The organism is Rufibacter sp. JT3400010 (genome assembly GCF_054956755.1).
Window position 1 is genome coordinate 104,679 of record NZ_JBUDXA010000001.1, and the last position, 18,778, is coordinate 123,456.

Annotated in this window: 19 protein-coding genes; 18 read left to right on the forward strand and 1 reads right to left on the reverse strand. The window is 52.3% G+C overall.

Annotated features, from left to right (window positions below; translation table 11 throughout):
• The first annotated feature begins 46 nt into the window (after window positions 1-46).
• The 16 genes from ACY0JR_RS00405 (at window position 47) to pncA (ending at window position 15,901) form a co-directional block, all read left to right on the forward strand.
• Window positions 47-643 carry a TetR/AcrR family transcriptional regulator gene (locus ACY0JR_RS00405; protein ID WP_462631809.1) on the forward strand — a complete coding sequence of 199 codons (597 nt, stop codon included), beginning with the start codon at window positions 47-49 and terminating at the stop codon, window positions 641-643.
• Window positions 640-1,716, forward strand: a complete 1,077-nt coding sequence (gene paaE / locus ACY0JR_RS00410) for a 1,2-phenylacetyl-CoA epoxidase subunit PaaE (protein WP_462631810.1) — start codon at window positions 640-642, stop codon at window positions 1,714-1,716. The genes ACY0JR_RS00405 and paaE overlap by 4 nt, the downstream gene beginning before the upstream one ends.
• Window positions 1,717-1,904: 188 nt before the next feature.
• On the forward strand, window positions 1,905-2,855 hold the full coding sequence (gene paaA / locus ACY0JR_RS00415) for a 1,2-phenylacetyl-CoA epoxidase subunit PaaA (protein WP_462631811.1): 951 nt from the start codon (window positions 1,905-1,907) through the stop codon (window positions 2,853-2,855).
• Between the two features lie 49 nt (window positions 2,856-2,904).
• Window positions 2,905-3,195 (forward strand): 1,2-phenylacetyl-CoA epoxidase subunit PaaB, encoded by a 291-nt coding sequence (paaB, locus tag ACY0JR_RS00420; protein WP_462631812.1) that lies wholly within the window; start codon window positions 2,905-2,907, stop codon window positions 3,193-3,195.
• A gap of 5 nt (window positions 3,196-3,200) precedes the next feature.
• The gene (paaC, locus tag ACY0JR_RS00425; protein ID WP_462631813.1) at window positions 3,201-4,004 is read left to right on the forward strand and encodes a 1,2-phenylacetyl-CoA epoxidase subunit PaaC; all 804 of its coding nucleotides are present in this window, start codon (window positions 3,201-3,203) and stop codon (window positions 4,002-4,004) included.
• Window positions 4,005-4,097: 93 nt separating this feature from the next.
• Entirely contained in the window at window positions 4,098-4,610 is a 513-nt protein-coding gene (gene paaD / locus ACY0JR_RS00430; RefSeq protein WP_462631814.1) for a 1,2-phenylacetyl-CoA epoxidase subunit PaaD, read from the forward strand.
• Window positions 4,611-4,614: 4 nt separating this feature from the next.
• Window positions 4,615-5,400, forward strand: coding sequence for an enoyl-CoA hydratase-related protein (locus ACY0JR_RS00435; RefSeq protein ID WP_462631815.1), 786 nt, complete (start codon window positions 4,615-4,617; stop codon window positions 5,398-5,400).
• Entirely contained in the window at window positions 5,397-6,554 is a 1,158-nt protein-coding gene (locus ACY0JR_RS00440) for a 3-hydroxyacyl-CoA dehydrogenase NAD-binding domain-containing protein (protein ID WP_462631816.1), read from the forward strand. The genes ACY0JR_RS00435 and ACY0JR_RS00440 overlap by 4 nt, the downstream gene beginning before the upstream one ends.
• Before the next feature lie 206 nt (window positions 6,555-6,760).
• The gene (gene pcaF, locus ACY0JR_RS00445; RefSeq protein ID WP_462631817.1) at window positions 6,761-7,966 is read left to right on the forward strand and encodes a 3-oxoadipyl-CoA thiolase; all 1,206 of its coding nucleotides are present in this window, start codon (window positions 6,761-6,763) and stop codon (window positions 7,964-7,966) included.
• Window positions 7,963-8,559 (forward strand): acyltransferase, encoded by a 597-nt coding sequence (locus tag ACY0JR_RS00450; RefSeq protein ID WP_462631818.1) that lies wholly within the window; start codon window positions 7,963-7,965, stop codon window positions 8,557-8,559. The genes pcaF and ACY0JR_RS00450 overlap by 4 nt, the downstream gene beginning before the upstream one ends.
• Before the next feature lie 111 nt (window positions 8,560-8,670).
• The gene (paaZ, locus tag ACY0JR_RS00455) at window positions 8,671-10,722 is read left to right on the forward strand and encodes a phenylacetic acid degradation bifunctional protein PaaZ (RefSeq protein ID WP_462631819.1); all 2,052 of its coding nucleotides are present in this window, start codon (window positions 8,671-8,673) and stop codon (window positions 10,720-10,722) included.
• Window positions 10,723-11,086: 364 nt separating this feature from the next.
• On the forward strand, window positions 11,087-11,851 hold the full coding sequence (locus ACY0JR_RS00460; RefSeq protein ID WP_462631820.1) for an enoyl-CoA hydratase/isomerase family protein: 765 nt from the start codon (window positions 11,087-11,089) through the stop codon (window positions 11,849-11,851).
• Between the two features lie 270 nt (window positions 11,852-12,121).
• On the forward strand, window positions 12,122-13,213 hold the full coding sequence (proB, locus tag ACY0JR_RS00465) for a glutamate 5-kinase (RefSeq protein WP_462631821.1): 1,092 nt from the start codon (window positions 12,122-12,124) through the stop codon (window positions 13,211-13,213).
• 92 nt (window positions 13,214-13,305) lie between these two features.
• On the forward strand, window positions 13,306-14,553 hold the full coding sequence (locus ACY0JR_RS00470; protein WP_462631822.1) for a glutamate-5-semialdehyde dehydrogenase: 1,248 nt from the start codon (window positions 13,306-13,308) through the stop codon (window positions 14,551-14,553).
• A 93-nt stretch (window positions 14,554-14,646) separates the two neighbouring features.
• On the forward strand, window positions 14,647-15,270 hold the full coding sequence (locus tag ACY0JR_RS00475) for a peptidoglycan recognition protein family protein (RefSeq protein ID WP_462631823.1): 624 nt from the start codon (window positions 14,647-14,649) through the stop codon (window positions 15,268-15,270).
• A 19-nt stretch (window positions 15,271-15,289) separates the two neighbouring features.
• The gene (pncA, locus tag ACY0JR_RS00480) at window positions 15,290-15,901 is read left to right on the forward strand and encodes a bifunctional nicotinamidase/pyrazinamidase (RefSeq protein ID WP_462631824.1); all 612 of its coding nucleotides are present in this window, start codon (window positions 15,290-15,292) and stop codon (window positions 15,899-15,901) included.
• A 134-nt stretch (window positions 15,902-16,035) separates the two neighbouring features.
• Here the strand turns inward: pncA and ACY0JR_RS00485 are convergent, their stop codons facing one another.
• Window positions 16,036-17,517, reverse strand: a complete 1,482-nt coding sequence (locus tag ACY0JR_RS00485) for a nicotinate phosphoribosyltransferase (protein WP_462631825.1) — start codon at window positions 17,515-17,517, stop codon at window positions 16,036-16,038.
• A 385-nt stretch (window positions 17,518-17,902) separates the two neighbouring features.
• Here ACY0JR_RS00485 and ACY0JR_RS00490 point away from each other — a divergent pair, with 385 nt between their 5' ends.
• Window positions 17,903-18,229, forward strand: a complete 327-nt coding sequence (locus tag ACY0JR_RS00490) for a hypothetical protein (protein ID WP_462631826.1) — start codon at window positions 17,903-17,905, stop codon at window positions 18,227-18,229.
• 160 nt (window positions 18,230-18,389) lie between these two features.
• On the forward strand, window positions 18,390-18,752 hold the full coding sequence (locus tag ACY0JR_RS00495) for a cupin domain-containing protein (protein ID WP_462631827.1): 363 nt from the start codon (window positions 18,390-18,392) through the stop codon (window positions 18,750-18,752).
• Window positions 18,753-18,778: the final 26 nt, after the last annotated feature.

Sequence of the window (18,778 nt, forward strand, 5' to 3'; positions counted from 1 at the left end):
TTGCCTGAGAACAGGCGCTTAACCAAACCTCTTTGCAGAAGAACAAGTGGACAAAACACGAAAAAAGAAAGACATTCGGCGCGAAGGCATCATAGAAGAGGCCGCCAAGCTTTTCAAACAGAAAGGCTTCGGGGGAACGTCTATGCGTGATTTGGCCGAGCAGGTTGGGATGGATGCCGCCACCATGTACCACTACATCAGTTCCAAAGACGAAATCCTGAAAACCATCTGCTTCGGTATTGCCCATACATATGTGACGCAGTTAGCGGAGATAGAGCAGGCAGCGCTTCCTTTTACCCAAAAAATCAAAGACCTCATCCGGCTGCACATTCATCTGATGACGACCAAAGGCCCTGAGGTGTCCGTCACCAACAATGACTGGAAGTACCTTTCGGAGGAGACGTTGCAGGAATTCAAAGGCTTGAGAAGTCAGTATGAGAAGAGTTTATTGGCTTTGATAGAAAACGGCGTGAAGGCGGGCGAACTGAAACCGGTGAACACCTCGGTGGCGCTGTTCACGCTGCTATCAGCAGTGCGGTGGGTGGAACTCTGGTGGAAGCCTAACCGCGGGATTTCTACCCAGGAATTAGAAGAGTCTATCCTCACCATTTTATTCAGGGGGTTAGAGAACACAAACCTATGAGCAGATTTCATAAAGTAAAGATAAAGCAGGTTCAGCGCGAAACGCACGACTGCGTGACCGTGACACTGGACGTGCCCGACGAATTGAAAGACACCTTCCGCTACACGCAGGGGCAATACCTCACGTTCCGGCGGCACCATAACGGCGAAGAACTCCGGAGGTCATACTCCATCTGTTCCAGTCCGCTGGAGAATATCTGGAAAGTGGCCATCAAGAAAGTGCCCGAGGGCCGATTCTCTTCCTTCGCCAATGAGGCGCTGCAACCCGGCGAGGAACTGGAGGTAATGCCGCCCATGGGCAAGTTCTACACTCAACTGCATCCCGAGCAGCAGAAAAGCTACGTGATGGTGGCGGCGGGCAGCGGCATTACGCCCATTCTCTCCATCATCAAAACCGTGCTGCTCTGCGAACCCAAAAGCCAGGTGCTGCTGCTGTACGGCAACCGCGGGCGCAACTCCATCATGTTCAAGGAAGAGATTGAAGGCCTCAAGAACAAATTCCTGAACCGCTTCAGCCTCTACCACGTGCTCAGCCGTGAACACGGCGATACAGATCTGAACTTCGGGCGGATTGACAAGCAGAAAACCCAGCTGTTTCTAGAGAAAATCATCAAAGCCGAGGAAATAGACGAGTGCTTCTTATGTGGACCGGAGGAAATGATCTTCGGGGCGAAGGAAGCGCTGGAAGAAGCCGGCGTGCCCAAAGAACGCATCCACTTTGAACTGTTCACCACCGCTGATTCAGGGCAGAAATCCCAAAAACGGGCCGAAAACGCCTTGGGGCATGAAGACAAGAAAAGCAAGGTGCAGGTGAAACTGGACGGCAATTACCTCAACCTGGAGATGTCGTACTACGGCAACACCATCTTGGACGCGGCTGCCGAGACCGGCGCCGATGTGCCGTATTCCTGCAAGGGCGGCGTCTGCAGCACTTGCCGCGCCAAAGTGCTGGAAGGCGAAGTGGAAATGGACGTCAACTACTCCCTGGAACCCGATGAAGTGGCCGCCGGCTACATTCTCACCTGCCAGGCCCGTCCGCTTACCGAAAGAGTAGTAGTGGATTTTGACCAATAAACCTGTAGGGGCAATCCCTTGTGGTTGCCCTAATACCAGTGACAACCGCAAAGGGCAACCACAAGGGATTGCCCCTACAAAGAAATATTCTGTTTAGGAGCCAATTTTCAGAAAAACGGCTCCGAAACGGAAACATCTGCCGCAAGGCCTTCAAGAAACGTAAGTATCAGTACAACTGTTAGAAAGGTATGGAAACGATCATAGAGAAATCACTGGAAGAAGTATTTGAAGAGAAGATCGCGAACGACATCCGCATAGAGCCGAAGGACTGGATGCCGGAGCAATACCGCAAGACGCTGGTGCGCCAAATTTCGCAGCACGCCCACTCCGAGATTGTAGGCATGCTGCCCGAAGGCAACTGGATTACCCGTGCCCCATCGCTCAAGCGCAAAGCCATTCTGCTCTCCAAAGTGCAGGACGAAGCGGGGCACGGACTTTACCTGTACAGCGCAGCAGAGACTCTGGGCACCTCCCGTGACCAGATGATTGCTGACCTGCATTCGGGTAAAGCCAAATACTCCAGCATCTTTAACTATCCTACCTTGTCCTGGGCCGATATAGGAGCCATTGGCTGGCTGGTGGACGGTGCCGCCATAATGAACCAGGTGCCTTTGATTAGAACATCCTACGGACCTTATGCGCGGGCGATGGTGCGGGTGTGCAAGGAGGAAAGCTTCCACCAGCGCCAGGGTTTCGAGATTATGATGTCCTTGTGCAACGGAGCACCCGCCCAAAAGAAAATGGCGCAGGAAGCCTTCAACCGTTGGTGGTGGCCTACGCTCATGATGTTCGGGCCGAAGGACTCTGAATCGCCCAATACCGAGCAGTCCATGCGCTGGAAAATCAAACGGTTCACCAATGATGAACTGCGCCAACGCTTCGTGGACATGATGGTGCCGCAGGCCGAGTTCCTGGGCTTGACCGTGCCCGACAAAGACCTGAAGTGGAACGAAGCCAAAAACGGCTACGACTTTGGGGACGTGGACTGGGAAGAATTCTGGAACGTGGTAAAAGGCAACGGCCCCTGCAATAAAGACCGCATCAGCACCCGCGTGAAAGCCCACCAAGAAGGTGCTTGGGTACGCGAAGCGGCCTTAGCCCACGCCCAGAAACGTGCCCAACGCGAAGCAACGGCCTAACTCCTGCATTTCATTCTCTCATTCAACCACTCAATCTCTCAATCAATCCATGAGCCAGCAAAAAGAATGGCCCCTGTGGGAAGTCTTCATTAGAAGCAAACAAGGCCTTGACCATAAACACGTAGGCAGCCTGCACGCCGCAGATGCCGAGATGGCGATTCAGAACGCCCGCGATGTCTATACCCGCCGCATGGAAGGGGTGAGCATTTGGGTGGTGGAGTCCAAGTACATCCACGCGTCTAACCCAGACGAGGCCGCCGCTTTCTTTGACCCGGCCAACGACAAAGTGTACCGCCACCCCACCTTTTATGAGGTGCCCGCGGAAATCAAAAACATGTAAGCGCCATGGACCTTCAACATACCCAAACCCCTGCGGTGCAGGACTATTCGCCGGAACTGCGGGCACTGCTGCTGGACTACACCTTGCAACTCGCGGATACCAGCCTAATTCTGGGCCACCGCCTGTCTGAGTGGTGCGGCCACGGGCCGATTCTGGAGCAGGACCTAGCCATGGCCAACATCGCGCTGGATTTAATTGGCGAAACCCGCAGCCTCTACCAGTATGCCGCAGAACTGGAAGGCAAAGGCCGCACTGAAGATGATTTGGCCTACCTGCGGGATGCAGTGGAATACAAGAACCCCCTGCTGGTGGAGCAACCCAACGGCGATTTCGGAGATACGGTACTGCGGCAGTTTCTCTTTGACGGTTTTCACTTCTTTTTGCTGAAAGACCTTCAAAACAGTTCTGACCAACGGTTGGCAGGTATCGCAGCCAAGTCGTTCAAAGAGGCCAGCTACCACCTCAAGTGGAGCTCAGAATGGGTTATCCGGTTGGGCGATGGTACCGAGGAAAGCAGACGACGCATCCAGAAAGCCATTGACAACCTCTGGATGTTCTCCGGTGAGCTCTTCCACATGACGGATACTGAGCAGCAACTCGCCCAGGCGGGTATTATTCCAGACTACGCCACTCTTCTGCCTCAATGGGAAGCCCACGTAACCAAAGTCTTTTCTGAAGCCATGCTGGAGGTTCCGCAGAATGTGTTCATGCAGAAAGGCGGCAAAACCGGCCGTCACTCAGAACACCTGGGCTACATACTTACTGAACTGCAATACCTGCAAAGAACCTATCCGGGTCTGGAGTGGTAGTCGTACTTTCCGTTTCGGAGCCGATTACCAGAAAAGATGCTTAAAACAGAAATTGATTAACACAGGAATTTCCTTTGTCTTGCTACCTGATACGTGCTACTTGATACCCCAAAATTGACTACCGAAGAGAAAATATGGCAGTTGCTGGAAGAGGTCTCTGACCCGGAGATTCCAGTCTTGAGCATTCTAGACTTGGGTGTATTGCGCCAGGTGCAGGTGCAGGAAGACGGCCGGGTGCAGGTGACCATCACGCCCACGTATTCGGGGTGCCCGGCCATGAACACCATTGCCGCCGATGTGAAGATGAAATTGCTCTCCGAAGGTTTCAAAAACGTGGCCGTGGACCTCCAACTCAGTCCCGCCTGGACCACCGACTGGCTCACGTCCGAAGGCAAGCAAAAGCTGGAGGAATACGGCATCGCGCCGCCCGTTGAACCCAACGGGGACATTCACGCGCTCTTCGGTCGCGACCCAGTGGTGCGTTGCCCGCTTTGTAAATCAGAAAACACCAAATTGACTAGTCAGTTCGGCTCCACTTCCTGCAAGGCCCATTACCAATGCCATGACTGCCTGGAACCCTTTGACTATTTCAAGTGCCTCAAATAAACCTATGAATCAAACTGACTACCTCAAATACTCCCTGGAAAACGGCGTGGCCACGCTTACCCTGAACCGGCCCAACGTCTTCAACAGCTTCAACCGTGAGATGGCGCTGGCTCTACAAGAGCACCTGCGCTCCATCGCCGAAAGTGAGGAAGTGCGCGCCGTGCTGCTCACCGGTGAGGGTAAAGCCTTCTGCGCCGGACAAGACCTGGCAGAGGCAACCGGTCCTTACAGCATGGAAATCTCTGAGATTGTAGTGCAGCATTACAACCCCATCATCCTGCTGTTGCGAGAATTGAACAAACCCATTATAGCTGCCGTGAACGGAGTAGCCGCCGGGGCGGGGGCCAATTTGGCCTTGGCCTGTGACATCGTAGTCGCTAAAGAATCTGCCTCGTTTATTCAGGCTTTCAGCAAAATTGGGCTAATCCCAGACAGCGCCGGTACGTTTTTCCTTCCCCGGCTAATCGGCTTGCAACGGGCTTCGGCTTTGATGATGACGGGGGAAAAGGTGAGCGCCCATGAAGCCGTACAGATGGGCATGATTTATAAAGTGTTTCCTGACGATATTTTTGAAAATGAGGTCAAAACGTTGGCGCAGAATCTGGCCAAAATGCCTACTAAAGGGTTGGCGTACACCAAACAACTCCTGAACCAGACCTTCGGGAACACGCTGGACGAACAACTGCAACAGGAAGCGGTGTACCAGCAGAAAGCCGGTAAGACCCAGGATTTCCAGGAAGGGGTTGAAGCCTTCATCCAGAAACGAAAACCTAATTTCACAGGACAATGATAGTAGGTATTATTGGCAGTGGGGCCATGGGGGCCGGCATTGCCCAGGTCATCGCCACGGCGGGGCACAAAGTCCATTTACTGGACAAGAACACCCAGGCGCTGGAGCGTGCCGCGCAGCAGATTAAGAAAGCCTTGGGGAAACTTTCGTCCAAAGGTAAGCTCTCAGAAATTGCCGTCATGGACATCACCGACCGGCTGCACTTCACGGAATCCTACCAGGACTTCGGTGACTGTGACCTGGTGCTGGAAGCGGTAGTAGAAGACCTGGAGGTGAAGCAAAACTTATTCCGGGAGCTGGAAATGATTGTACCCCAGGATTGTATCTTGGCTACCAACACTTCCTCCTTGTCTATCACCTCCATCGCTTCAGCGTGTGAGAAACCGGAGCGCTTCATTGGGATTCACTTTTTCAACCCAGCCCCGCTTATGCCGCTGGTGGAGGTGATTCAGGCGGTGCAAACTCAGGAGGGCCTGGCCCAGGAAATAAAAGAAATAGTGGAGTCTTGGGGCAAAACGCCGGTGCTCGCCAAAGACATGCCGGGCTTCATAGTGAACCGCGTGGCCCGTCCGTTCTACGGCGAAGCCCTGCGTATTCTAGAGGAAGGCATTGCGGACATCGCCACCATTGACTGGGCCATGACGGAACTGGGCGGCTTCAAGATGGGCCCGTTCACCCTCATGGACTTCATTGGCCATGACGTGAATTACCGCGTCACCGAATCGGTGTTCACGTCCTTTTTCTACGACCCCCGCTACAAACCTTCTTTCACCCAGAAAAGGTTGTTTGAGGCAGGCTACTTCGGGCGGAAATCAGGGCGAGGCTTCTATGATTACCGCGAAGGTGCTCTGGCTCCCGAACCTAACAAAGACGAAGCCTTGGGCCGAACCATTCTCCAACGCATTCTGGTCATGCTCATCAACGAAGCCGTAGATGCTTTGGCCTTGAATGTCGCTTCCAAAGAAGACCTGGAACTGGCCATGACCAAAGGCGTGAATTATCCCAAAGGCTTGTTGGCCTGGGCCGATGAACTAGGCCTTGAAAAAGTGCTGGAGACGCTGGATAATCTGTACCACGAGTACCACGAAGATCGCTACCGAACCAGCCCTTTGCTGCGCAGAATGGTGCGAGAGAACAGAACATTTTTAGGTTAACCACTTAGGAAAAAGGCTTAAACGTTTATTATTCACTCGCTCGCCTCTGGCGAGTGTGAGCTACGTGTGGCGTCCCGCCGCATAGAGGGCGTTTATTTAGAAAGAGCTGAGAAGCGGCCAGAGGCCGCAGGTAGCCCACACTCGCCAGAGGCGAGCGAGTATGAATTTAAGATTTGACGCTGGTTCAACCAGATAATAAAGATAAAATGAAGCAAGCATATCTAGTGGACGGCATCCGGACGCCCATCGGGAACTTTGGCGGGGCATTAGCCACTGTACGGCCAGATGATTTAGGTGCCCTGGTGATTCAGGAATTGATGAAACGCAATCCATCGGCTGACCCTGCGGCTATTGCCGAGGTCATCATGGGCTGCGCCAACCAGGCCGGGGAAGACAACCGCAACGTGGCGCGTATGTCGCTGTTGCTGGCGGGTTTGCCTTTTTCGGTGCCGGGTGAAACGGTTAATCGCCTTTGTGCCTCCGGGTTGTCGGCGGCAGTGGCGGCAGCTCGGGGAATTCAGTGCGGCGACGGTGACCTGTACGTGGCTGGCGGATTGGAGAACATGACGCGCGGTCCGTGGGTTATTTCCAAAACCAGTACGCCGTTCGGGAGAGATGCTCAGATGTTTGACTCCAGCTTCGGTTGGCGCTTCGTGAACCCGAAGATGCATGAGGTATTCGGGACCGATGGCATGGGCGAGACCGCTGAAAATCTAGCCCGGCGCGAAGGCATCACCCGCGAAGACCAGGACGCGTTTGCCGTGTGGTCGCAGCAAAAAGCGGCCAAAGCACAGGAGAATGGAATTCTAGCGCAGGAAATTGTGCCGGTGAACATTCCGCAGAAGAAAGGTGAACCCAAGGTGTTTGCCCAGGATGAGTTTCTGAAACCAACTACCACCCTGGAAGTACTGGCCAAGCTGAAACCAGCTTTCCACAAGGAAGGCACCGTGACGGCCGGCAACGCCTCTGGGTTGAATGACGGGGCCGCTGCGCTTTTATTGGCGTCTGAAGAAGGCCTGAAACAATACAATCTCACACCCAAAGCCCGCTTCGTGGCCATGGGTGCCGCCGGCGTAGAACCCAAGTACATGGGCTTCGGGCCGGTGCCCGCCACTCAGATGGCGCTTAAAAGGGCTGGACTCTCCCTAAAAGACATCGACCTGATTGAAATAAACGAAGCCTTCGCCTCACAGGTCTTGGCTTGCACGCGCGGTCTGGGCATTGACGACCATGATTCCCGCATCAATCCCAACGGTGGCGCAATTGCGTTGGGGCACCCACTGGGCATTAGCGGCGCCAGAATCCTGAACGCCGCCGCGCTGGAATTGCAACGGCAACAAAAACGCTACGCCTTGGTGACCATGTGCGTGGGCGTGGGGCAAGGGTACGCGGTAATTATTGAGCGGGTATGATTTACGAGTTCAACGGGTATGTTCCGGTGGTGCATGAGAGCGCTTTTGTGCATCCGCAGGCTACGGTCACGGGCAATGTCATCATCGGGAAGAACGTGTATGTGGGTCCCGGTGCGGCTATCAGGGGTGACTGGGGCGAAATCATCATTGAGGATAATTGCAACGTGCAGGAGAACTGCACCCTTCACATGTTTCCAGGCACCACGGTGCACCTGAAGGAAATGGCGCACATCGGGCACGGAGCCATAGTTCACGGCGCTACTATAGGCAGGAATGTGTTGGTGGGCATGAACGCCGTCATCATGGACCGTGTAGAGATTGGCGAAGAAAGCGTGGTGGGTGCGCTCTGCTTTGTACGCGCTGATGAGAAGATTCCGCCCCGCAGTGTAGTGGTAGGCAATCCGCATAAGATTGTGAAGCAGGTAAGCGACGAAATGCTGAACTGGAAAACCGAAGGCACCCAGATTTACATGCAACTTCCAGCTGATTGCTATGCGACCCTGAAGCCCTGTGAACCGCTGCGCGATGTACCAGCGAACCGAAAGAAGCAGAACACCAGTTACCAGACCTGGAACGAACGGAAAGGCGAGTAGAGAACTACTTTTAGAGCCTGTTTTTTGAAAATCGGCTTCAAAACGCACTTCAACCAAACTCTACTTTTCTGCACATTAAAGACTAACAACCAGAAACTAACAACTAAAAATATGACCGCAGTATTGCAGAATTATGCCATGGGCCAATGGACGCCTGGTTCTGGAAAAGAAAGCGAGATTTTGGACGCCGTCACCGGTGAGCTCATTTATACCGGCTTTAGCGGCGGGTTAGACTTTGAGGCCATGCTGGAATACGGCCGGGAGAAGGGAAACAAAGCCCTCCGGAAGATGACATTTCAGGAGCGGGGGCGTATGCTCAAAGCGCTGGCGCTGCACCTGACGGAAAGAAAAGAAGACTTCTACAAACTCAGTTACCGCACCGGAGCCACCCGCGCAGATAGTTGGGTGGACATTGAAGGCGGCATAGGCAACCTGTTTGCTTATGCATCTCTGCGCAAGCAGTTCCCAGACAAGCCGTACTACGTGGAAGATGAACCCATCGGGTTATCAAAGGGCGGCACGTTCATGGGGCACCATATTCTGGTTCCCAAAGAAGGCGTGGCCGTGCACATCAATGCCTACAATTTCCCGGTGTGGGGCATGTTGGAGAAGATTGCTGTGAACCTGCTGGCCGGTATGCCCGCCATCGTGAAACCAGCGCCGATTACAGCGTTTCTCACGGAGGCCGTGGTGCGCGAGATCATCAACTCCAAGCTACTGCCCGAGGGAGCGTTGCAGTTAGTCACGGGTACCGGTGAAGGCATTCTGGACCACCTCACGTACCAGGACGTGGTCACGTTCACCGGCTCGGCGCATACCGGAAGGTTGCTGAAAGCCCATCCGCGGCTCATCCAGGAAGCGGTGCCGTTTACCATGGAAGCTGATTCTCTGAATAGCTCTGTGCTGGGCGAAGACGCGGTACCCGGCACGCCGGAGTTTGACCTGTTCATCAAAGAAATACGCAAGGAAATAACGGCTAAGGCCGGGCAGAAATGTACCGCCATTCGGCGCGCCATTGTGCCGGAGAAATTGGTGGAGGACGTGCAGATTGCGCTGGGCCGGGAGCTTTCCAAAACCGCCATCGGTGATCCGCAGGCGGAAGGAGTGCGCATGGGTGCGTTAGTGGGAAGGGAGCAGTTGAAGAAGCTACGGGAGCAGGTGAAAGAACTCGCCAAACAGACCCCCATCATCTACGGCGACCTGGAAAAGGTGAATCTGATTGGTGCCGATGCCGAAAAAGGAGCCTTTATCTCGCCCATAGTCATGCTGAATCCTGAGCCTTTCCGCCTGAGAGACACGCATGAAGTAGAGGCTTTCGGGCCGGTGGCTACCATCATGCCCTACCAACATCTGGACGAAGCCATTGAACTCACCAAATTGGGCAAAGGCTCGCTGGTGTCTTCCATCGCCACCGCTGATCCCGCCATTGCCCAGGAATTTGCCATTGGCGCCGCCACGCACCACGGCCGTATTCTGGTGCTGGACAATGCCTGCGCCAAAGAAAGCACCGGCCACGGTTCGCCCATGCCCATGCTCACGCACGGAGGTCCGGGCCGAGCAGGCGGCGGTGAGGAAATGGGTGGCATCAGAGGCGTAAAGCACTTTATGCAGCGGACCGCCATACAAGGTTCGCCTACTATGATTACCGCCATTACGGGCGTGTATCAGCAAGGCGCACAGCAGATAGAACTAGACGTACACCCGTTCCGGAAGCATTTTGAGGAGCTGGAAATCTCAGAGACTTGGGTGACGCACCGCCACACCGTCACCGAAGCCGATATCACTAACTTCGCCAACGTCTCCGGCGACCATTTCTACGCGCACGTAGACGCCACATCGTTGGAAGGCACCTTGTTCACCGGCCGCGTGGCCCACGGCTATTACATTCTCTCCAAAGCCGCCGGTATGTTTGTGGACCCAAAAAAAGGCCCTGTGTTGCTGAACTATGGTCTGGAGAACTGCCGCTTCACCAAACCCGTGTACCCCGGCATGACCATCGGGGTGAAGCTGACGGTCAAAGAAAAAGTAGCCCAGGAGAAACGCAGCGAAGAAGACGTCGCCAAAGGCATTGTGAAGTGGCTGGTAGATGTAACCGATGAAACCGGCGAAACCGTAGCCATCGCCACCATCATGACCATGGTGAAGAAGCGGGATCAGAGTTGATGTGGAGATTTGAAGATGTGAAGATGTGAAGATGATTGTGGTTCAATGGATGATTTTTGATTTGAGCTTATTTTATATGATTCAGCTTTACAATAAATCCGTGCCATAGTTTGGTTCGTTTTGAATCTATTAATTGAAAAACAGTGCAGAAACATAATCCTCTTTCTGGCGCGAGACTCCAGTCTCGTGAAATGGGATGTTGCGAGTCTCCAGACTCGCCGGGAAAGGTAAGAGGTGCAGTTACGCAATGCGTGAGATCGCTGCTGGAGCAGCGAGGATAGTCAGAGACTATCCTTCATCCATAGGCACGGGTCTGGAGACTCGCGCCAGTTTTAAGTAAGCATAAAAATCAATAAAGAAAAAAATGACTGAAACAGGCCACGTAAACCTTTCCATTGACGAAGCCGGAATAGGAACTATCACATTTTTTCATCCATCTCATAACTCACTGCCGGGAGCGATTTTAAACCAGTTTGGTCAAACTATTACAGAAGCTGGGCAAGACGAGCGGGTAAAAGTGATTGTGCTCAGGAGCGAGGGTGAGCGGACGTTCTGCGCCGGGGCTTCTTTTGATGAACTGATCTCCATTCAGAGCAAAGAACAGGGGCTGGAGTTCTTTTCGGGGTTTGCTAAGGTGATTAATGCTTGCCGTACGTGTGGTAAAATCATCATTGGGCGGGTGCAGGGGAAAGCCATTGGTGGTGGTGTGGGCGTGGCCGCCGCTACGGATTATTGCTTCGCGACGCAGCACGCGGCGGTAAAATTGAGTGAGATTGCCGTAGGCATCGGTCCGTTTGTGGTGGGCCCGGCGGTAGAGCGGAAGATTGGGTTGTCTGCGTTCTCGCAACTGGCGCTGGATGCCACTGAGTTCAGATCGGCCGCTTGGGCGAAGGAGAAAGGCTTGTATGCCGAGGTGTATGAAACGGTGGAGAAAATGGATGCGGCCGTGTTGGCGTTAGCCCAGAAGTTAGCCTCCTACAACCCAGCCGCATTGACGGCGCTGAAAGAAGTTTTCTGGCAAGGAACTGAACATTGGGACAAATTGCTGGTGGAACGGGCGGGCATTAGCGGTACGCTGGTGCTGTCAGATTTCACCCGAAACTTCATTCAAGGCTTTAAGCAGAAGTAAATAAACGCTTGTAAAACATGCCGATGGTCGGGGCAATCCCTGGTGGTTGCCCTTTGCGTTTCTTAGCGCAGAGGGCAACCACCAGGGATTGCCCCGATGTCTTAAAATAGACCGCCTTGTTCAGTATCTGAAATTCTCTTTTAAATTCAAGCGGTAAGTTAAGTTGCCTTTCCTTCTTCCAATTTTCCTTCGTTTGAACGAAATAGTTGAAAAATATAGGGGAAATGCGCAGAATCCTTTAAAATTACTTTTTCTCAAGAGAAAGTAACCATGGCATTCAGCTATAAACGGATCATTGTCAAGATTGGCTCTAATGTGCTCACGCAGGATAACGGCATGCCAGATGAAGCGCGCATGCAGCATCTGGTGGAGCAGATTTCAGCCTTAAAGAAGGAGGGGAAAGAAGTTATTGTGGTGTCCTCGGGCGCGGTGGCGTCGGGGAGAAGTCTTATTGGGGTGCCTGAGAAAACCGATGCGGTCAGTTCCCGGCAGTTGCTGGCTTCGGTGGGCCAAGTGAAACTCATCAATACCTACGCCAACCTGTTCAGCCAGCACCAACTGGTTTGCGCCCAGGTGTTGGTCACCAAAGAAGATTTCCGGGACCGGGGGCATTACCTCAACATGAAGAACTGTTTTCAGGTACTGCTGCAAAACAACGTGATTCCGGTAGTCAATGAAAACGACGTGATTTCGGTCACCGAACTGATGTTCACCGACAATGACGAGTTGGCCGGACTCATCGCCTCCATGCTCAATGCCGATGCCCTTCTGATTCTCAGCAACGTGAACGGCATCTACAACGGCGACCCCAAAGACCCTTCCAGTACGCTCATCAAAGAGATAGACGCTTCTACCACCGGTTTTTCCTCGTTTGTCACTACGCAGCGGTCGCAGTTTGGCCGGGGCGGCATGATTACCAAATGCCACATGGCTCGTAAAGTGGCGCAGTTGGGCATCTCGGTACACATCGCTAACGGCAAAACAGAAAATGTGCTTTTGAAACTGCTGAAAGGTGAACTGGAGAACACCCGGTTTTTACCTGATAAATCGGCATCGGGCAAGAAGAAGTGGGTGGCCCACTCGGGGACCTTCGCCAAAGGCGTGGTGCATATTAATGAAGGAGCAAAGGATGCGTTGTGCGGCTCCCAGAGTGCCAAAAGCCTGCTGCCCGTAGGAGTGGTGCAAATTGAAGGCGGTTTTCAGAAAGGAGACATTGTGAAACTGGTAGATGAGCAGAACCACCAGATCGGTTTCGGCATAGCCGAATATGGCTCAGAGAAAGCGCTGGAGCGCTTGGGTCAGCAGAAGCAGAAACCACTGGTTCACTATAATTACCTGTTTATTTCTCAGGATCTGGCCTAGCTTTCCTGCTTTTAGCTCAAAATAACCAAAACACGTGTAAAACGCTTCGGGATAAGGCATTATCCTGACAGAACTCTTCCAGATGCTATACAATGGAATACGTAGATTTATTCAGGAAAACACAGTTGGCCAGCCGGGGCTTGGGCGTACTTGCCCCAGATCTGGTGAATGCGGTAATACAAGACGTAGCCTCAGAAATTGCCAGGCAGAAGGACTTTCTACTCACTGAAAACCAGAAAGACCTGGCCCGTATGTCACCTGATGATCCCAAGTATGACCGGCTGCAACTCACGGAATCACGGCTCCAGGACATAGCGCTTGATTTAGAAAAGGTGGCTACGCTCACATCGCCCTTGGGCGAGGTGCTTTTGCAGAAAGAGCTGGAAAACGGTTTACAAATTTCAAAGGTGCGGGTGCCGTTGGGAGTGGTGGGTATTATCTATGAAGCGCGCCCTAATGTGACGTTTGATGTCTTTGCCCTCTGCCTGAAAACGGGTAATGCCTGTCTGCTGAAAGGCGGCAGCGATGCCGATTGTTCTAACCGGGCCATCGTGTACTTGATTCATAGAGTCCTGGAAAGACATGGGCTGGACCAGAACCTGGCGACCCTGCTACCGGCCAAACGGGAAGCCACCGAAGCTCTTTTGCAAGCCATTGGTTACGTAGATGTGCTCATTCCCAGAGGCAGCCAGGCCTTGATTGACTATGTGCGGCATCACGCCAAAGTACCGGTTATTGAAACCGGTGCGGGTATTGTGCATACCTACTTTGATGCCTCGGGAGAGGTGGAGAAAGGCCAGAACATCATTTTAAACGCGAAAACCCGGCGGGTGAGTGTCTGTAATGCCTTGGACTGTCTGCTGGTGCACGAAGACCGGTTGGCAGATTTAGCGGCTTTGCTCTCGCCCCTGGCCCCGCATCAGGTTGAACTCTACGCTGACCTTTTTGCTTACGCCGCGTTGGAGCAATCGTACCCCCGTTCTTTGTTGCACCTGGCCCAGGAAGAACATTTCGGCACCGAGTTTCTGTCACTGAGAATGGCCGTAAAAGCCGTCCCTAACCTTGATGCAGCCCTGGAACACATTGCCCGGTACAGTTCCAAACATAGTGAAGCCATCATTGCCGAAGATGCCCAGGCAACGGAGACTTTCCTGAACCGGGTAGATGCCGCCGCCGTGTACGCCAACACCTCCACCGCTTTTACAGACGGCGGGCAGTTCGGGTTAGGGGCCGAGATAGGCATCAGTACCCAGAAACTTCATGCCCGCGGACCTATGGGTTTGGAAGAACTCACCAGCTACAAATGGGTGGTCAGGGGAGATGGCCAGATCAGAGCATAGGCCCTGCTGTTTTAGTGGTGTTTTTACAAAAAGCGCCTGAATACAGACTTCAGCTACTAAAGAATATTTTCCAACGTACCTCACTCTTTGCACATGCGTCCTGTATACCTGCCAAAATTAGTTCTGCCCTTGCTGCTGTTGTTCACGTTCATGAGCGCGTGCCGCTCTTCCAAAGAAGTTTCTTTGCCCAAAGGAATTCCCATTGTGACCCGTGCCCAGTGGGGAGCCGTGGCGCCGGTATTGCCCCTGAAAACCCATGTGCCGCAGAAAATCACCATCCACCACACGGCCACTAACCAGAACCTGAACCGCACTCTGGAAGAAAAACTCAAAGCTTTGCAGAAATTCTCCATAGAGCGTAGCTCTCTTTCTGATGGGCGTGTGAAAGAACCCTGGGCTGATATTCCGTACCATTTCTACATTGATGTAAGAGGCCAGATTGGCGAAGGTCGTCCGCTCCAGTTTGTAGGAGATTCCAATACCTCGTATGATCCCACGGGGCATGCCCTGATTGTATTGGAAGGTAATTTCCAGACGGAGAAGGTCACTGAAGCGCAACGGAAAAGCCTGGAACAACTCACGTTAGCCATTACCAAACGCTGGAAGATTTCTGCCGATAATATCTCCGGGCACAAAGACAATGCCGCCACCGCCTGTCCGGGCGAGGACCTTTACCAGTTGTTGCCGCAACTGCGTGCATTGGTTAGCGCCAAGTAATTTGAACTGTAAAAAGCCTATGAAAGCCCTTCTCTTAATTGATATCCAGAATGATTTTATACCCGGCGGCGCTTTGGCGGTGCCCGAGGGAGATACCATTCTGCCCTTAGTGAACGCCTTACAGCCCCGGTTTGACTTGGTGGTAGCCACCCAAGACTGGCACCCGGCCCAGCACAAAAGCTTTGCTTCCCAACATAAAGGAAAGCAGGTATTTGGAACCACTCAACTGAATGGCTTGGACCAGGTGCTTTGGCCCGACCATTGCATTCAGGGTTCGGCCGGGGCCGAGTTCTCGCCTGAACTGGATATGAAAAGGGTAGAGGCCATCTTCCGGAAAGGAACCAATCCCGAGATTGATTCTTACAGCGGTTTCTATGACAACGGGCACCTTAAATCCACCGCCTTGGCCGAGTACCTGAAAGGGAAAGGTGTAACAGACGTGTACCTGGTTGGTCTCGCCGCCGATTTCTGTGTCGCATTCACGGCACTAGATGCTTTGCAGGAAGGATTCCGTACTTATTTCATTGAAGATGCCACTCGTGCCATCAACGCCGAAGGCTTTGAAAAGATGAAAACTGCAATTATGGCCAAAGGTGGTCAATTCATCCAAAGCCACAGTCTGCTCCAATAGTTTGTATTCGTGAATTCTCACGCAATCCCTCCCCCTTTAAAGGGAACGAATTGCGTGCTACAAATTAGATGGTCTATAATACCCGTGTTTAGAGCCTGTTTTAGCTAAAACAAGCTCTAAATACGAGAAAGCATTTATTCTTCTCTGTTTTGGGCGTTTTTTCTGAGCTCCATTATCAACGCCATTTTCTTGTCGTGCAGTTGTTCTTCCAGACCTACTTTGTAGGTGTGCGGATTAAGGAAGCGGCGGTTAGTTTCGTGGAGGAGGTTGAGTTGCTGTTTGGTGCGTTTCTGGATGGCCGGTAAATCTGGGGAAGTGTAGACTAGTTTTCCATCCCGGAAAACGGGCACCAAGAGGTCTTCGTGGGTGCATTCTCTGGAAAAGCTTTTCCGTTGGGTGGGGTCGTTGGGGTGCACCATGGTGGCCGCCTCGTTGATGCCTAATGGTTCAGAGTAGAGCATGTCGCCCACAATGTTGTTGCCTTTGTAGAACCGGCGGACCTGCAGAATACCCGGCGTAGAGATTTTAATGAGCTGTTCAGAAAGCTTCAGTTTATACTCCCATTCCCCATCGGCTTGCCGAAGCGCGGCCAGTTTATAGACTCCACCCAGCGCAGGTTGGTCATAGGCGGTCACCAGTTTAGTCCCGATTCCCCAGGTATCAATGCGGGCTCCCTGTATTTTCAAACTTTGGATGAGGTGTTCGTCAAGGTCGTTGCTGGCCAGAATGGAAACCTCGGGGAAACCTGCCTCATCCAGCATTCTACGTCCCTCAATGCTCAAGTACGCCAAGTCGCCAGAGTCCAGCCTGATTCCTTTGAGTTCACTGCCGTTCTCCCGCATTTTTTTGGCTACGGCAATGGCTTTTTTGATACCGTCCAGCGTGTGGTAGGTATCCACCAGAAAGACAGAGTCGTGGGGAAACACATCGGCGTACGCCGAGAAAGCTTCCTGTTCTTCGTCAAAGGACATGACCCAACTGTGGGCGTGCGTGCCTTTCACCGGAATATTGAACAATTGCCCCGCCAGCATGTTGGAGGTAGCGCCCACGCCGCCAATAAAAGCCGCTCGGGCCGCTGAAAGCGCCCCATCTGGTCCCTGGGCCCGGCGCATGCCAAATTCCAGCACCGCATCGCCTTGAGCGGCATCTACCACGCGGGCTGCCTTGGTAGCAATGAGCGTCTGGAAGTTGAGGATGGTCAGCAGAGGGGTTTCCAGCAACTGACATTGCAGGATAGGGCCTTTGATGCGCAGCAGCGGCTGGTTGGGAAACACCACCGTTCCCTCGGGGATGGCGTCTATCTCACAGCTGAATTTCAATTTACCCAGGTGCTCCAGAAAGCCGTCCTCAAACAAGCGCTGTCCCTGGTTACCGGTGAGGCTGCGTAGGTAGGAGAGGTCGTCTGGGGTGATTTGGAAGTTCTGCAGCAGGTCTATGGCATCTGACAAGCCGGCACATACGGTGTAGCCGCCTTTAAAGGGGTTATTTCTGAAATACAGGTGAAAAACCGCTTCCTGTTTCGCCATTCCTTTTTGCCAATACCCTTGTGCCATGGTCAGTTGGTACATGTCGGTGAGCAAGGCGAGCGAAACTTGGTAGCGATGACTGATATTCATATAGGTCAAGATTTGTTTTTACAAGAAGGACAGTGGTTTTGGTACGTGTTAACCGGCCAAACATCTAACTTATTTTAAAGCAATACTACACCCTAAAAGTTAAAGTATTGCCTCAAGGCCTGTTTACGAGACAAAAGCTGCCATAAGGTACAAAAACCGAGTTTGTTTTAGGGGAGTTTTCCAGAAAGTAACTCCTAAATACAGAGGCTGTTTCTTTAAAGAATATAAAAATATGGTCTTCTTAAATTTAAATTCCTTAAACAGAATTGAAAAATAAGAGGATAAAATAGGAACATTGCAAAATATCTTTCGTATACTTAGGTAAGCATTTAAGATTTTTTAGAACTTTAAGTGTGAGGCATAGCAAACTTCTAAACCAAACTTTATGAAAAAAAACTACTCCTCTACTTTGATTGCCATCGGGTTCTTTGCGGGTACTTTTGTACTGGCGTTCAGTTCTGATGACAGTGACACAGCCGCGCTTCGGGTGTTAGCATACCTGGCCATAGGCTGTTTGCTTTCCATTGTCGCTATTTTCTGGGACAAACTGGCTCCTGCGCATTCTGAACATAGTTCCTCTAAGATTGACCAGGTGTTGTATGATGCCCAAAAGTTCTCCCAGGAATATGGCGATGTCTACGTTTTAGCCGACAAATTGAAAAAACAGCGCAAAAGCAGAAACATTGACAGCACCACCGGCGAACCCGCCTGATCTTACTCCAGCCTAAACCTTTACATTCGTATAAATTCAAAAGCTTCTCCTTAGGGGAAGCTTTTTGTATGTAGGAGTGCCAGATATTGCTTTAATTTGGCAAGCGCGGAAGACCTTTATCCAAGTGTATCATCCGCGGTCACCCTTTAGTACGAGTCCTATGGAGAAAGTGAATATAGCCGAGAAACTGACCTTGTTCTCAGATTATTGGAACCCCAGAATTGTAGGTGAACTGAACGGCCAGCACGTGAAATTGGCCAAGTTCAAAGGCGAGTTTGTCTGGCACCACCATGACCATGAAGATGAACTGTTTTTGGTGGTACAGGGGCAATTGAAAATAGAGTTCCGGGACAAAACCGTGGAACTGCGCGAAGGAGAGTTCCTGGTAGTGCCCAAAGGCGTGGAGCATCGGCCGGTGGCCGAAGAGGAGGTGAGCGTAATGTTGTTTGAGCCTGCTTCTACCCTAAACACGGGCAACCGACCAGACCATGAACGAACGCGCCCTGACTTGGAGCGATTATAAGGAGTTCGCTTACTTTTAAATTAAGT

Coding starts and splice junctions, on each gene's coding strand:
- pncA (WP_462631824.1), top strand. CDS start 15,290: ATGAAAGCCCTTCTCTTAATTGATATCCAGAATGATTTTATACCCGGC.
- proB (WP_462631821.1), top strand. CDS start 12,122: ATGGCATTCAGCTATAAACGGATCATTGTCAAGATTGGCTCTAATGTG.
- paaA (WP_462631811.1), top strand. CDS start 1,905: ATGGAAACGATCATAGAGAAATCACTGGAAGAAGTATTTGAAGAGAAG.
- ACY0JR_RS00460 (WP_462631820.1), top strand. CDS start 11,087: ATGACTGAAACAGGCCACGTAAACCTTTCCATTGACGAAGCCGGAATA.
- ACY0JR_RS00440 (WP_462631816.1), top strand. CDS start 5,397: ATGATAGTAGGTATTATTGGCAGTGGGGCCATGGGGGCCGGCATTGCC.
- paaE (WP_462631810.1), top strand. CDS start 640: ATGAGCAGATTTCATAAAGTAAAGATAAAGCAGGTTCAGCGCGAAACG.
- ACY0JR_RS00490 (WP_462631826.1), top strand. CDS start 17,903: ATGAAAAAAAACTACTCCTCTACTTTGATTGCCATCGGGTTCTTTGCG.
- pcaF (WP_462631817.1), top strand. CDS start 6,761: ATGAAGCAAGCATATCTAGTGGACGGCATCCGGACGCCCATCGGGAAC.
- ACY0JR_RS00475 (WP_462631823.1), top strand. CDS start 14,647: ATGCGTCCTGTATACCTGCCAAAATTAGTTCTGCCCTTGCTGCTGTTG.
- paaC (WP_462631813.1), top strand. CDS start 3,201: ATGGACCTTCAACATACCCAAACCCCTGCGGTGCAGGACTATTCGCCG.
- ACY0JR_RS00485 (WP_462631825.1), bottom strand. CDS start 17,517: ATGAATATCAGTCATCGCTACCAAGTTTCGCTCGCCTTGCTCACCGAC.
- paaZ (WP_462631819.1), top strand. CDS start 8,671: ATGACCGCAGTATTGCAGAATTATGCCATGGGCCAATGGACGCCTGGT.
- ACY0JR_RS00495 (WP_462631827.1), top strand. CDS start 18,390: ATGGAGAAAGTGAATATAGCCGAGAAACTGACCTTGTTCTCAGATTAT.
- ACY0JR_RS00470 (WP_462631822.1), top strand. CDS start 13,306: ATGGAATACGTAGATTTATTCAGGAAAACACAGTTGGCCAGCCGGGGC.
- paaB (WP_462631812.1), top strand. CDS start 2,905: ATGAGCCAGCAAAAAGAATGGCCCCTGTGGGAAGTCTTCATTAGAAGC.
- ACY0JR_RS00435 (WP_462631815.1), top strand. CDS start 4,615: ATGAATCAAACTGACTACCTCAAATACTCCCTGGAAAACGGCGTGGCC.
- ACY0JR_RS00450 (WP_462631818.1), top strand. CDS start 7,963: ATGATTTACGAGTTCAACGGGTATGTTCCGGTGGTGCATGAGAGCGCT.